Origin of the sequence: Actinomyces denticolens (assembly GCF_002072185.1) — a bacterium.
GTDB classification, from domain to species: domain Bacteria; phylum Actinomycetota; class Actinomycetes; order Actinomycetales; family Actinomycetaceae; genus Actinomyces; species Actinomyces denticolens.
Genome location: NZ_MVIW01000052.1, coordinates 1 through 14,297 on the forward strand (window position 1 = coordinate 1; position 14,297 = coordinate 14,297).

At 72.5% G+C, this 14,297-nt stretch carries 8 protein-coding genes and 1 pseudogene; 7 read left to right on the forward strand and 2 right to left on the reverse strand.

Annotated elements, in window-relative coordinates:
* A pseudogene (locus B1H55_RS11195) lies at nt 1–221 on the reverse strand (electron transfer flavoprotein subunit alpha/FixB family protein); the annotation flags it as partial.
* Nucleotides 222–313: 92 nt separating this feature from the next.
* Entirely contained in the window at nt 314–1,075 is a 762-nt protein-coding gene (locus tag B1H55_RS11200) for an electron transfer flavoprotein subunit beta/FixA family protein (RefSeq protein ID WP_077240397.1), read from the reverse strand.
* A gap of 111 nt (nt 1,076–1,186) precedes the next feature.
* Here B1H55_RS11200 and glgX point away from each other — a divergent pair, with 111 nt between their 5' ends.
* The 7 genes from glgX to glgB form a co-directional block, all read left to right on the forward strand.
* On the forward strand, nt 1,187–3,565 hold the full coding sequence (gene glgX, locus B1H55_RS11205; RefSeq protein ID WP_080461742.1) for a glycogen debranching protein GlgX: 2,379 nt from the start codon (nt 1,187–1,189) through the stop codon (nt 3,563–3,565).
* Nucleotides 3,566–3,723: 158 nt separating this feature from the next.
* Complete coding sequence (locus B1H55_RS11210; RefSeq protein ID WP_073454573.1) at nt 3,724–5,106, forward strand: PAS domain-containing protein; 1,383 nt, start codon at nt 3,724–3,726, stop codon at nt 5,104–5,106.
* 66 nt (nt 5,107–5,172) lie between these two features.
* The gene (gene trpS, locus B1H55_RS11215) at nt 5,173–6,318 is read left to right on the forward strand and encodes a tryptophan--tRNA ligase (RefSeq protein WP_077240399.1); all 1,146 of its coding nucleotides are present in this window, start codon (nt 5,173–5,175) and stop codon (nt 6,316–6,318) included.
* Between the two features lie 115 nt (nt 6,319–6,433).
* Nucleotides 6,434–8,488, forward strand: a complete 2,055-nt coding sequence (locus B1H55_RS11220) for an alpha-1,4-glucan--maltose-1-phosphate maltosyltransferase (RefSeq protein ID WP_073454577.1) — start codon at nt 6,434–6,436, stop codon at nt 8,486–8,488.
* Between the two features lie 113 nt (nt 8,489–8,601).
* On the forward strand, nt 8,602–10,428 hold the full coding sequence (treS, locus tag B1H55_RS11225) for a maltose alpha-D-glucosyltransferase (RefSeq protein WP_370427874.1): 1,827 nt from the start codon (nt 8,602–8,604) through the stop codon (nt 10,426–10,428).
* Entirely contained in the window at nt 10,425–12,095 is a 1,671-nt protein-coding gene (locus B1H55_RS11230) for a phosphotransferase (protein ID WP_073454580.1), read from the forward strand. The genes treS and B1H55_RS11230 overlap by 4 nt, the downstream gene beginning before the upstream one ends.
* 95 nt (nt 12,096–12,190) lie before the next feature.
* A partial coding sequence (gene glgB, locus B1H55_RS11235) for a 1,4-alpha-glucan branching protein GlgB (protein WP_240494190.1) occupies nt 12,191–14,297 on the forward strand: 2,107 nt, incomplete at its 3' end.

Sequence of the window (14,297 nt, forward strand, 5' to 3'; positions counted from 1 at the left end):
GCCAGGGCGGGGACGGCGGCGGCCAGCAACCGGGTCGCGCCGGCGGCGGCCAGGGCGGGCGCCGCGGCGCTCGCGGCGGAGGCCTCGCCGAGCACGAGGGCGATCGCCTGGGGGCCGAGCGACCGGGCCGCGGCGAGCAGCTCCAGGGCGGTGCCCGTGGGGCGGCCGGCGTCGTCGAGGTCGGCCAGGACGAGGATGGGGGCGTCAAGCGTGTGGGACATGCGGGATCTCCTTGGGTCTTATGGGCGGCGGGCGCGCATCAGACGTCTAACGGGCGGCCTCGGATGAGGCTCGAACGGGCCTCGGATGGGCCTCAGACGAGCTTGGACTCGACGAGCCAGGCGGCGAGCTCGCGTCCCGCGTCCCCGGCGTCGGTGCGGATGATGCCGGCCTCGCGGGCGGGCCTGGCCTGGGCGGCCACCACGCTCACGGCGGGATCTTCCAGGCCCTCCAGCCCGAGGTCGTCCAACGAGAGAACATCGAGGGGCTTCTTCTTCGCCGCGCGCATGGCGGCGAAGTTCGGGTAGCGGGGCTCGTTGACCTGGTCGGTCACGGAGACGAGGGCGGGCAGCGGCGCGCGCAGGGTCTCGCGCAGCGTGCCGGTGGTCCGCTGGATCGTCACGGCGCCGTCGGCGACCTCCAGCTCGGTGGCCAGGGTGAGCGCGGGCACGCCCGCGGCCGCCGCGAGCGCGCCGGGGAGCATGGAGGTCATGCCGTCCAGGGAGGCCATGCCGGTGACGATGAGGTCGACGCCGCCGATGCACCCGATGGCGGCGGCGAGCACCCGCGCGGTGGTGACGACGTCTGCCCCGGCGAGCCGGTCGTCGGCGACGATGAGGCCGGAGTCCGCCCCCATCTGGAGGGCGCGGCGCACGCCGTCCTCGGAGTCCTCCGGGCCCATGGTCAGGGCGATCACCTCCCCCCCGGCGTCCTCGGCGAGGCTGACGGCCGCCTCGACGGCGTTCTCATCGAGCTCGTTGAGAACATCCTCGTCGCCGCGCAGGAGGCGGCCCTCCTCGAAGCGGCGCTCGGACTGCACGTCAGGAACGTGCTTGATGCAGACGACGATTTTCATGCGTCCAAGGTTGCCATAAAGCGGGGTGTGACCGCTCACTCAGTTCGGTGATCCTTCTTTCAGCCCTCAGCGCGCGCCCGGCGCTTGGCCCGGGTTGGCGCGCGCGCAAGAATGAGACCCGTGTCCGGTTCCGTCCCGCTCGCCCCTGCGCCGCTGGCACCAGCGCGCGCGCTCGAGCGCACCCGCCTGGGGGCCACCCCCCAGGGCGATGGGACGGACTTCGTGGTCGTGGCCCCTCGCGCCACGGCGGTGGACCTGTGCCTCATCGAGGTGGACGACGCCGGGACCCCCGTCTCCGAGCGCCGCATCGGCATGCACGGCCCGCAGCAGGGCGCGTGGGACGCGCATGTGCCCGGCGTCGGCGTCGGGCAGCGCTACGGGTACCGGGTCCACGGATTCTGGAACCCCTCCGAGGCGCTCCTCCACAATCCGCGCAAGATGCTCCTGGACCCCTACGCGCGTCTGACCAGCGGCACCACGACGCTCTCCCCGGAGATCTACGCCCACACGGTGGAGGACGACCTCTCCCCCGCCCTCATCCCCTTCGCCCCCTCGGGGCTGGACTCGCTGGGGAGCACGGCGCTGGGCGTGGTCACGGGCGGCCCCCGCTTCCCCGTGGTCCCCGGCCCCCGCGTCCCCATCGAGCGCACGGTGATCTACGAGACCCATGTCAAGGGCATGACACTGGGGATGCCCGGCGTCCCCGAGCACCTCCGCGGCACCTATGCCGGGCTCGCCCATCCCGCGACCATCGAGTACCTGCGCGGTCTCGGGGTGACCACCATCGAGCTCCTGCCGATCCACGCGGCCTTCTCCGAGCCGTTCCTCCAGCAGCGGGGGCGGCGCAACTACTGGGGCTACTCGACGCTGTCGTTCTTCGCCCCCGAGCCGTCCTACGCGACGGCCGCCGCCCGGGCCGCCGGCCCCGAGGCGGTTCTCGACGAACTGCGGGGCATGGTCTCGCTCCTCCATGAGGCGGGCCTCGAGATCATCATGGACGTGGTCTACAACCACACCTGCGAGGGCGGCATGGACGGGCCGTCGCTGTCGCTGCGGGGCCTGGACAACCTGGAGTACTACCTCCACGCCCCGCACAGGCCGGCGATCTACGGGGACGTCACCGGCACGGGCAACAGCATCGACTTCCGCTCCCCCCGGGCGGTCCAACTGGTGCTGGACTCGCTGCGCTACTGGGCGACCGACGTCGGCGTGGACGGGTTCCGCTTCGACCTGGCCGTGACCCTGGGCCGCCACGGCGCCGAGTTCACCCCCCGCCATCCGCTCCTGGCGGCGATGGCCAGCGATCCCGTCCTCAAGCGGGTCAAGCTCATCTCCGAGCCGTGGGACGTGGGCCCCGGCGGCTGGCGCACCGGCGAGTTCCCCGAGCCCTTCAAGGACTGGAACGACCGCTACCGCGGGGCGGTGCGCTCCTTCTGGCTGGCCGATGCCTCGGCGCTGTCCAAGGGGCGCCCCGGCTCGAGCCTGAGCGACCTGGCCACCCGCCTGTCGGGCTCGATGGACCTGTTCGGCCACGGGGAGTACCCGGGCGGCAGGGGCCCGCTGGCGAGCGTCAACTTCATCACCGCTCACGACGGGTTCACGCTGAGGGACCTGACCTGCTTCGACCACAAGCAGAACCTGGCCAATGGCGAGGACAACCGCGACGGGACGGATGACAACCGCTCCTGGAACCACGGCTGGGAGGGCCGCGTGGCCGAGGGCATGGACGGGGGGCCGATCGAGGTCCTGCGCCGCCGTTCAGCGCGCAATCTGCTGGGCACGCTGCTCATCAGCGCGGGCACGCCGATGATCCTGGGCGGGGACGAGATGGGCCGCACGCAGGGGGGCAACAACAACTCCTACTGCCAGGACTCGGAGATCTCCTGGTACGACTGGGACCTGGAGATCTGGCAGCGCGACCTCATCTCCATCACGCGCTTCCTCATCCGCCTGCGCGAGGAACACCCGGTGCTGCGCCCGGACCGCTTCGCCGTGGGAGCCCCGGCCCTCATCGATGGTGAGCCGGACACGATCCCGGACCTGTCCTGGTTCAGGGCCGACGGCGAGCGCATGGGCCACTGGGACTGGCACGACGTCGGCTGCCGGACGGTGCAGATGCTCCGCTCGGGCGCCCCCTGGGGCGACGACGACCTCCTCGTCGTCATCAACGGCACCCTGGAGGAGCAGGAGGTCGTCCTGCCGGGGGCCCACGGCCGCGACTGGCACCTCGTCTGGGACTCCACGTGGGCGGTCCCCCGTCCGCACACCTCCGCGTTCGCGCTGGCCCGCCGCATCAGGCGCGCCCCGGGGCCCGCGCCGGTCTCGACCATCGGCTCCGTCCAGGGGCCCATCTGCCGCCAGGACCGCCCGGGGGACACCACCACGATGGAGGTGCTCTCCATGCGCATCTACCTCTCCGGCGAGGCTCTCGCCCCGGAGCCGGAACCCTTCCCCCACGCGGGCGGCGGCGATCCGGGGCCGGCGGGATAGGGCCTGCCCAGGGGGCTTTCGCCGTCGGCGTCATGACTCCCCGAGCCTGGCGGGGCGCACGTTCTAGGACTAAAGTCGCGTGTTATCCATTTGTTATTAAGACGCGCGGCCGCCGAATGGCTCGTCACGTGAAACGACTCGCAAGGAGCCCCTCCATCATGCCCGAGGTCTCAGGCGCCACCCACGAGGTCGGAGTCGACCAGCTCTTCTTCTCCACCACTGACGCGCGCGGGGTGATCCGCCACTCCAACAACGTGTTCATCGAGCTGTCCCGCTACAGCCGCCGGCAGCTCTCCGGCGCGCCCCACAACATCATCCGCCACCCGGAGATGCCCGGCGGCGCCTTCAAGGCCATGTGGGACACCCTTCAGGCGGGCAGCCCCTTCGCCGCCTACGTGCGCAACCTCGCGGCCGATGGCTCGGAGTACGCGGTCTTCGCCACCGTCACGCCCCTGTCCGACGGCGGCTACCTCTCCGTGCGCACCCGCCCCATGCGGGACGATCTGTTCGAGACCGCCTGCGCGATCTACCGCGACGCCCGCGCCGTGGAGGACGCCGCCATCGAGGCCGGGGACAACCGGCGCGAGGCGTCGGTGAAGGGTCTGGCCCGCATCGCCGAGCTGCTCGCCGCCGCGGGGATGTCCTCCTACGAGGACTTCCAGAACGCCGCCCTGCCCGCCGAGGTCGCCCGCAGGGAGGAGATGTCCGAGGGCATCCCGCAGCGCCCGGGGGCCACCGGTGATCTGGCCGAGATGCTCTCCTCGGTGAGCGCCATCACCGACGGGCTGGACTCCTGGATGGCGGGCCAGGGCGAGCTGGCGGAGCTGTCGGCCTCGCTCAAGGCCGCCGGGGCCGCGCTGACCGAGACCCTCGCCGATCCCCGCCTGACCGCCACCACCATCGCCGCGCTCGATCGCGGCGACGCCCGCGTCAAGCCCCTGGCGGACCTGCTCGACCTGTGGATGCAGATGCAGGGCATCGTCTCGCCCCTGGTCAACCGGCTCGTCGAGACCCTCGCCCAGCTGGACCTCAACGGCGCCCGCACCCGCTTCCGGATCGCCCTGGCCCGCCTGCACGCCACGATCACCGCCCTGTTCACCGTCGAGCTCATCGACGGCGTCGGCGAGACGCAGTACTCCGCCGAGTCCATCCCCGACCTCATCGAGAGCCTGACCGCCGGGCTGGAGGAGATGGAGCGGGCCGCCGAGGCGCACCGCGCGCTCAGCGCCCAGGCCGTGGCCACGATCGGCGAGGCCAGCCGCATGATGGTCATCCCCAACCAGTTGCTCATGCTCTGGACCGCCTCGCCCGCGGCGAAGGACCCGCAACTGCCTGCCGCCGCCGCGGGGCTCTCAGCCGCCGCCTCCGGGGTCGTCGAGACCGTGCGCCAGCGCCTGGCCGAACTCGACGCCCTCGCGGCGAGCTGCCAGCGCCTCGACGTCGCCGCCGGCGCCTCGGACCTGCGCGGCCACCTGGCCGCCCTCACCCGGGCAGCCGCCTCGGTCGCCCCGTCGTCGTCCTCGCCGGGCCCGCGCCCCTGAGCGCGGGGCGGGCCCCGCGGCCCCGGCCGCGACGCCCTGCGGCGCCCCTCGCCTAGGATGTGCGCCATGACGTCCTCCCCCGCATCGCCCACCGCCGGCCCCTCCCCGGCCCCCTCCTCGGCGGAGGAGGCCCTGGCCAGTGCCATCGACGACGCCTCGCTCGCCCGCTCCATCGCGCGCAGCCGCGAGATCGAGGCGGACATGCCGGTCAACCCCGGCCGCTACCGGATGCTCACCGGGGTGCGCCCCACCGGCAACATGCACCTGGGCCACTACTTCGGGACGATGCGCGCCTGGGCGCCGATCCAGAACATGGGCATCGACACCTGGATCCTCGTGGCCGACTACCAGGTCATCACCGACCGCGACGGCGTGGGCCCCATCCGCGAGCGCGTCCTGTCGCTCACGGCGGACGCCCTGAGCGTGGGGGTGGACCCGGAGCGCTCGACGATCTTCACCCACTCGGCGGTGCCCGCCGCCAACCAGCTCATGCTGCCCTTCCTGTCGCTGGTCACCGAGTCCGAGCTGCACCGCAACCCCACGGTCAAGGCCGAGCTGGAGGCCACCGCCGGGCGCGCGATGAGCGGGCTGCTGCTGACCTACCCGGTCCACCAGGCCGCGGACATCCTGTTCTGCCAGGCCAACCTCGTGCCCGTTGGGAAGGACCAGCTCCCCCACCTGGAGCAGGCCCGACTCATCGCCCAGCGCTTCGACAAGCGCTACGGCCGGGCGGAGAAGTCCCACCCGGTGTTCCGCCGCCCCGAGGCGCTGCTCGGCGAGGCCCCGCTGCTGCTGGGCCTGGACGGGGAGAAGATGAGCAAGTCGCGGGGCAACACGATCGAGCTGCGCATGAGCGCCGATGAGACCGCCAAGGCCCTGAGGAAGGCCAAGACGGACTCCGACCGCGTCATCACCTACGACCCCGCGGGCCGCCCCGAGGTGTCCAACCTGCTCATGCTCGCCTCCCTGTGCGGGGCGGGCTCCCCGGAGGAGATCGCCGAGAGCATCGGCGACGGCGGGGCCGGCGCCCTCAAGAGGCTCACCACCGAGGCGGTCAACGAGTACTTCGCTCCGATCCGCGCGCGCCGCGCCGAGCTGGCCGCCGACGAGGGCCGCCTCCTGTCCGTCCTGGCCAGGGGCAACGAGCGGGCGAACGAGGTCGCGGAGGAGACCCTGCGGGCCGTTCGCGCCGCCATGCGCATGGATTACTGAGCGCCACCGGGGACCGGGGCCGCCGGGGGCCGCCGTGCCCGCGGCCCGGCGAGGGCGGCGCCCCGGCCCCTCCGTTCGGGGTGCCTGACGGGCGCCGGGCCCGTAGTCTTGTCCTGTGATCCGACACACCACCGCTCCGCGTCCTGCCCGCCCCCTCGTCGGCCGGATCCCGGTCACCGAGGTCTTCCCCGTGGTCGAGGATGGCCACTGGCCCGCCAAGGCGGTGCCCGGTGAGGTCATCCCCATCCGCGCGACCGTCTTCCGCGAGGGGCATGACTGCTTCGCGGCGACCGCCGTGCTCATCCGTCCGGACGGCACCGATGGGCCCAGCGCCCGGATGCGGCTCATCGCCCCCGGCCTGGACCGCTACGAGGCGCGCCTGGCTCCCGACGCCCCGGGCGACTGGTCCTTCCGCGTCGAGGGATGGTCGGACCCCTACGCCACCTGGGCGCATGACGCCGGGATCAAGGTGCCCGCCGGCGTCGACGTCGAGCTCATGCTCGAGGAGGGCGCCCGCGTCATGGAGCGCGCCCAGGCCGTGCCCGGCCGGGGCCGGGCCGACGCCGCCGTGCTGGCGGCCGCCGCGGCCGTCCTGCGCGATGGCTCCCGCTCCGCCTCCGAGCGCCTGGAGGCGGGACTGGCCGACGCCGTCGTCACCGTCCTCGACCGCCTGCCGCTGCGGGACTTCGTCTCCCCCTCGCGCGCCTACCCCCTGCAGGTGGATCGCCCCCGCGCCCTGGCCGGCTCCTGGTACGAGATCTTCCCCCGGTCGCTGGGCGCCTACTGCGACGAGCACGGCAACTGGCACTCCGGCACGCTGCGCACCGCCGCCGAGAACCTGGACCGCATCGCGGCCATGGGCTTCGACGTCCTCTACCTCACCCCCATCTCCCCGATCGGCACCACCAACCGCAAGGGCCGCAACAACACCCTCAACGCGCGGCCGGGCGATCCGGGCTCGCCCTACGGCATCGGCTCGGCCGATGGCGGCCACGACGCCATCCACCCGGACCTGGGCACTTTCGAGGACTTCGACGCCCTCGTGGCCCGCTCCCGCGAGCTCGGCATGGAGGTCGCCCTGGACCTGGCCCTCCAGTGCTCCCCGGACCACCCGTGGGTGGCCGAGCACCCGGAGTGGTTCACGGTCCTGGCCGACGGCTCCATCGCCTACGCGGAGAACCCGCCCAAGAAGTACCAGGACATCTACCCCCTCAACTTCGACAACGACCCCGAGGGCATCTACGACGCCATCAAGGAGGTCGTCGACACCTGGATCGCCCACGGCGTGACGATCTTCCGCGTGGACAACCCCCACACCAAGCCCCTGGACTTCTGGCAGCGCCTCATCAGCGAGGTGCGCGAGGCCCACCCCGAGGTCCTCTTCCTCGCCGAGGCCTTCACGCGCCCGGCGATGATGCGCACCCTGGGCAAGATCGGCTTCCACCAGTCCTACACGTACTTCGCGTGGCGCAACACCCGCGAGGAGCTGACCGACTACCTCGTGGAGCTCTCCCAGGAGACCGCGCACGTGCTGCGCCCGGCCTTCTGGCCCACGACGCACGACATCCTCACCCCGTTCATGACCCACGGGGGCGTGCCCGCCTTCAAGCTGCGCGCCGTGCTCGCCGCCACCCTGTCCCCCACCTGGGGCATCTACTCCGGCTACGAGCTGGCCGAGTCCGTTCCGCGCCCCGGCTACGAGGAGCAGATCGACAACGAGAAGTACGAGTACAAGCCGCGCGATTTCGCCGCCGCCCGCGGCAACGGCATCGAGGACCTCCTCACCCGGCTCAACGCGATCCGCGCCTCTCATCCCGCGCTCGTCCAATTGCGGGACATCTGGTTCCACGACACCGGCAACGAGCAGATCATCGCCTACTCCAAGCGGGTGCGCGCCGCCGAGGCCCCGGGGGCGGCCGCCGGCGCCCCCGGCGAGGACGACGTCGTGCTCACCGTGGTCAACCTCGACCCGCGCAACGCGCAGGTCGGCCAGTTGAACCTCAACCTGGTCCAGCTGGGGCTGCCCGAGGACGCCGACGGCTCGCGCCCCTGCCTGGCAGTCACCGATGAGCTCACCGGGCAGGACTACGAGTGGTCCGGCTCGAACTACATCCGCCTCGACCCGCACTCGGGCCAGGTCGCGCACGTCATGCGGGTGCGCGCCCTGTGAGCGCCCCCAGCCCCCTGCCCCCCAGGGCATCGTCCATCGGCCCGCTGCCCGCCGACGCGAGCGCGCGCCCCCTGGCGGTCATGGAGCCCCCGGTGACCACCGGCCCCACCCCCATGGGGGCGCCGATGACGGTGGTCGCGCCCGTGCCGGGCGTGCCGGTGCTGCCCGAGCAGCCGCGCCCCGGCCTCGACGCCGACCCCGACTGGTTCCGCACCGCGGTGTTCTACGAGGCCCTCCTGCGCTCCTTCGCGGACTCCGACGGCGACGGCGTCGGGGACATCCCCGGTCTCATCACCCGCCTGGACTACCTGGCCTGGCTGGGCGTGGACTGCATCTGGATCCCGCCCTTCTACCCCTCCCCCATGCGCGACGGCGGCTACGACATCTCCGATTACACCGCCATCGACCCGCGCTACGGCACCATGGAGGACTTCCGCGAGCTCGTCCACCAGGCGCACCAGCGCGGCATGAGGATCGTCATCGACATGGTCCTCAACCACACCTCGGACGCCCACCCCTGGTTCCAGGCCTCCCGATCCGACCCCGAGGGCCCCTACGGGGATTTCTACGTGTGGCGCGACGACGACTCCGGCTACCCGGACACGCGCATCATCTTCGTGGACACCGAGGAGTCCAACTGGGCCTACGACGTCGAGCGCGGTCAGTTCTACTGGCACCGCTTCTTCTCCCACCAGCCCGATCTCAACTACGACAACCCCGCCGTGGTGGAGGCCGTGCACGACGTCGTGCGCTTCTGGGCCCGCACCGGGGTGGACGGGTTCCGCCTCGACGCGATCCCCTACCTGGCGGAGGCCGAGGGCACCAACTGCGAGAACCTCCCCGCCACCCACTCGATCATCGCGGGCATCCGGGCGATGCTCGACCGCGAGTTCCCCGGCACCATCACCATCGCCGAGGCCAACCAGTGGCCCCACGAGGTTGTGGAGTACTTCGGCACCGCCGAGGCCCCCGAGTGCACCATGTGCTTCCACTTCCCCGTGATGCCGCGCATCTACTACGCCCTGCGCGCGGGCTCGGCCGAGGCGATCCGCTGGGTGCTCGAGCGCACCCCGGGCATCCCCGCCCATGGCCAGTGGGGCACCTTCCTGCGCAACCACGACGAGCTCACCCTCGAGATGGTCACCGAGGAGGAGCGCGCCCACATGTACGCCTGGTACGCGCCCGAGGAGCGGATGCGCGCCAACATCGGCATCCGGCGCCGCCTGTCCCCCCTCCTGGACGCCTCCCGGGCGGAGACCGAGTTGGCCCTCGCCCTCCTGCTGAGCCTGCCGGGCAGCCCCTGCCTCTACTACGGCGATGAGATCGGCATGGGGGAGAACATCTGGCTGGAGGACCGCGACGCCGTGCGCACACCCATGCAGTGGGACGACTCGCCCAACATGGGCTTCTCCACGGTGGTGGACCCCGGCGCCCTCACCCTCCCGGTGATCCAGACGCCCGGCTACGCGCACCTGACCGTGGCCACGGAGATGGGCCGGCCCGACTCCCTCCTCCACTTCACCCGGCGCATCCTGCACCTGCGCCGCGCCTACCCGGTGCTGGGCCGAGGCGGCTTCGCCCTGCGGGAGGCCTCCGACCCCGCGGTCCTGGCCCACACGCGCAGTGAGGACGGCGCGCCGGGCGACGAGGGCGGCGCGACCCTCGTCTGCGTGGCCAACCTGGCCGCCGCCCCGCGGGCGGTGAGCATCAGCGTCCCCGAGCTCGCCGGCCGGGCCACCCGGGACATCTTCGGGGGAACGCCCTTCCCCTCCGTCGGTGCGGACGGCGCCCTGCGCCTGACCCTCGGCGGCCTCGGCTACTACTGGCTCGAGGTCCTGCCCCGCCAGGGCGGGGGCCGCGAGGACGACGGCGGCCAAGAGGATGGTGAGGGCGCCGGCCCGAGGCCGGAGCACGATGATGAGACAGGAGAGCAGCGATGAGCGCAGCCCCCACCCAGTGGCCCGCGGATGAGGACCTCCTGGGAGCCCTGCTGCCCTGGATGCTGGCGCGCCGGTGGTTCCCCCTCAAGGGCGACGCCGCGCCGTCGGCGCTGCGGCTGGCCCACTGCGTCGATCTGGCGCCCGGCGCGCGCGACCTCATCGTCGCCGCCCCGCGAGGCGATGCCGCGGGCGGCTCCTCCCGGACCCCCGAGGTGCTCATCCACGTGCCGCTCGTGCTGGGGGAGCCCGAGGACCTGGCGCGCTGCGCCGTCGACGGCGGCGCCCCCGGGTCCGAGGGACTGCTCATGACCGATTCCCAGGGCCGCGAGCTGGCGCTCATCGACGGAGCCCACCACCCCGACTTCTGGCGGGCGTGGGCCGAGGGCGCCGCCGCCGCGGGAACCGTGCTCGGCGCCGAGGGCGCCGCGGCGATCGCCCAGCGCGCCGAGCGGCTGCGCGTGACCACCGGTGAGCAGTCCAACACGAGCGTCATCATGCCCGCCCCCTCCGGCCCCGAGCGGGCCGCGGGCCCGGAGGACGCCGCCACCGGCGACCTCATCGTCAAGCTCTTCCGCGTGCTCGCCCCCGGCCGCAACCCGGATGTGGAGGTCCCCGTGGCGCTCGCGCGCGACGGCTGGGACCGCGTGCGCATGCCCGTGGCCTGGTCCGTCACGGAGCTGCCGCTCGCCCGCGATGAGGAGGGGAACCCGGGCGACGACGCGTCCCCCATCGAGCCCACGGCCCCTGCGCCCTCCGCAGCCCCCACTGCCTCCACCGCATCCATGGACACGGCGGTGGCCTGCGCCTTCATCCCCAGGGCCGACGACGGCTTCGAGCTGTTCTGCTCGCTGGCCGCCGACGACGACGCCTCCGGGCCCGCGCGCGAGCGCGCCCTGACTCTGGCGGCGGACCTGGGGGCGACCACCGCGCAGATGCACGCCCATCTGCGCTCCTCATTGGGCCAGGCGCCCCCGCAGGCGCCGGAGGCGCTGGCCCGAGCCCTGCGCGAGCGGGCCGAGTGGGCCATGCGCGAGGTCCCCGCCCTGGCCGAGGAGGTCCCCGGCCTGAGCACCGCGATCGACGCCCTCCTGGCGGAGCTGGCGTCCCTGCCCGCCCTCGAGCCCGCCTGCCGGGTGCACGGCGACTACCACCTCGGCCAGGTCCTCCACGAGATCGGGGGCGCCGAGCGCTGGTACGTCCTGGACTTCGAGGGCGAGCCGCTGCGCCCCCTGGCCGAGCGCGCCCGCCCCGATCAGCCGGCGCGGGACGTGGCCGGCATGCTGCGCTCCTTCGACTACGCCAGCGCGGTGGGCCGCGCCGGCGGCGCGACCAGCGCGCGGAGCACTGAAGGCACCGGAGGCGCCGGCGGCATTGACGACACTGACGGCACCGACTGGCTCGCGGCCGTCCGCGGTGCCTTCCTGGACGGCTACCGCGCCGAGAGCGCCAGGGGCGCGGGGAGCGCCGTCGCGCCCGGGGACGGGGCCGGCGAGCAGAGCCCCTCGCGGCGGCAGTCCGTGCTGCTGGCCGCCCTCGAGCTCGACAAGGCCCTCTACGAGGCCGTCTACGAGGCCCGCAACCGCCCGGACTGGCTGGCGATCCCCCTGCGGGGAGTGGCCGGAATCGTCGCCGGTCGCAACGCTTCCCACGACCCGTCAGGAGGCTGATCGGAACCCCTCCGGCATCGCCCGCCCCTCATCCGATGCGACCAGGGCCCTCATTCCCTCGCATCAGCCCACCCCGCCATGGAAGAATCACGATCATGACCGACGCCACACCCTCCGGGTCCCCCTCGCAGTCCCCCGTCCCCAATACCGAGACCGGCTCCCCCTCCCCTGTCGAGGTCGAGCCATGGATCCTCGCGGATGTCGCCTACGCGCGCTACCACAACCCGCACGAGGTCCTCGGGGCCCATGTCGGCGACGACGGCGTGACCGTGCGCACTGTGCGCCACCTCGCCGACGCCGTCTGCGTGGTCACCTCCGAGGGCGAGTTCCCCGCCATACACGAGCAGGACGGCGTATGGGTCGCCGTCGTCCCCGGGGATTCGGTCCCGGACTACCGCATCGACGTCACCTACGGCGAGGAGACCTCCCGGGTCGACGACCCGTACCGCTTCCTGCCGACCCTGGGTGAGATGGACACCTACCTCATCTCCGAGGGCCGCCACGAGGAGCTGTGGGAGGTGCTGGGCGCGCACCTGAAGCACTACTCCGGCCCCATGGGCGGCGTCGACGGCGTCGCCTTCGCGGTGTGGGCGCCCAACGCGCGGGCCGTGCGGGTGGTGGGCGACTTCAACTACTGGGACGGCACCGCCTCCGCCATGCGCTCCCTGGGCGCCTCCGGCGTGTGGGAGCTGTTCATTCCCGGCGTCGGCGTGGGTGCTCGCTACAAGTTCGAGATCTGCTTCGCCGACGGCTCCTGGCACCAGAAGGCCGACCCGATGGCCCGCGCCACCGAGGTCCCCCCGGCGACCGCCTCCGTGGTCACCACCGCCGTCCACGAATGGGGCGACGAGGAGTGGATGGAACGCCGCCGCACCACCGACCCGCACTCGGACCCCATGAGCATCTACGAGGTCCACATCGGCTCCTGGCGCCAGGGCCTGGGCTACCGGGGCCTGGCCGACCAGCTCGTCCCCTACGTCAAGGAGGCCGGCTTCACCCACGTGGAGTTCATGCCCGTGGCCGAGCACCCCTTCGGCGGCTCCTGGGGCTACCAGGTCTCCGGCTACTACGCCCCGACCGCGCGCTTCGGCACCCCGGACGACTTCAAGTACCTCGTCGATGCCCTCCACCAGGCCGGCATCGGCGTCATCCTCGACTGGGTACCCGCCCACTTCCCCAAAGACGAGTGGGCCCTGGCCCGCTTCGACGGCACCGCCCTGTACGAGGACCCGGACCCCCGCCGCGGCGAGCACCCCGACTGGGGCACCTACGTGTTCAACTTCGGGCGCAACGAGGTCCGCAACTTCCTCGTGGCCAACGCCCTGTACTGGCTCGGCGAGTTCCACGTGGACGGGCTGCGCGTGGACGCCGTCGCCTCCATGCTCTACCTGGACTACTCCCGCGAGGAGGGCCAGTGGGCCCCCAACCAGTTCGGCGGGCGGGAGAACCTGGAGGCCATCAGCTTCCTCCAGGAGGCCACCGCCACCGCCTACCGGAAGAACCCCGGCATCATCATGGCCGCCGAGGAGTCCACCGCCTGGCCGGGCGTTACCGCCCCCACGAACTACGGCGGCCTGGGCTTCGGGCTCAAGTGGAACATGGGCTGGATGAACGACACCCTGCGCTACCTGGCCGAGGAGCCCATCAACCGCCGCTACCACCACGGCGAGCTGACCTTCTCCCTCGTCTACGCCTTCTCCGAGCAGTTCATCCTGCCCCTGAGCCACGACGAGGTCGTCCACGGCAAGGGCTCACTGCTGTCCAAGATGCCGGGTGACGCCTGGCAGGAGTTGGCCGGTCTGCGCGCCCTGTACGCCTACCAGTGGTCCCACCCCGGCAAGCAACTGCTGTTCATGGGGCAGGAGATCGGCCAGGGCGCCGAGTGGAACGCGGACAACTCCCTGGACTGGTGGATCCTGGACGACCCCGGTCACGCCGGCCTGCTGCGCCTGGTGACCGACCTCAACCACTTCTACGTCTCCTCCCCGGCCATGTGGGCCGATGACTTCTCCCACCGCGGCTTCGAGTGGATCGAGGCCGGCGACGGCGATCACAACGTCATCTCCTACCTGCGCAAGGGCACCGGGCCGGACGGGCGTTCGGACCTGGTGGCGGTGATCGTCAACTTCGCCGGCACCCCCCACGAGGGGTACCGGGTGGGCCTGCCCTTCGCCGGGGGCTGGGACGAGATCATCAACACCG

What these genes read in the sequence shown, in the direction of transcription:
- B1H55_RS11200 (WP_077240397.1), bottom strand. Translation starts at nt 1,075, where the DNA reads ATGAAAATCGTCGTCTGCATCAAGCACGTTCCTGACGTGCAGTCCGAG.
- glgX (WP_080461742.1), top strand. Translation starts at nt 1,187, where the DNA reads ATGAGACCCGTGTCCGGTTCCGTCCCGCTCGCCCCTGCGCCGCTGGCA.
- B1H55_RS11210 (WP_073454573.1), top strand. Translation starts at nt 3,724, where the DNA reads ATGCCCGAGGTCTCAGGCGCCACCCACGAGGTCGGAGTCGACCAGCTC.
- trpS (WP_077240399.1), top strand. Translation starts at nt 5,173, where the DNA reads ATGACGTCCTCCCCCGCATCGCCCACCGCCGGCCCCTCCCCGGCCCCC.
- treS (WP_370427874.1), top strand. Translation starts at nt 8,602, where the DNA reads ATGGGGGCGCCGATGACGGTGGTCGCGCCCGTGCCGGGCGTGCCGGTG.
- B1H55_RS11230 (WP_073454580.1), top strand. Translation starts at nt 10,425, where the DNA reads ATGAGCGCAGCCCCCACCCAGTGGCCCGCGGATGAGGACCTCCTGGGA.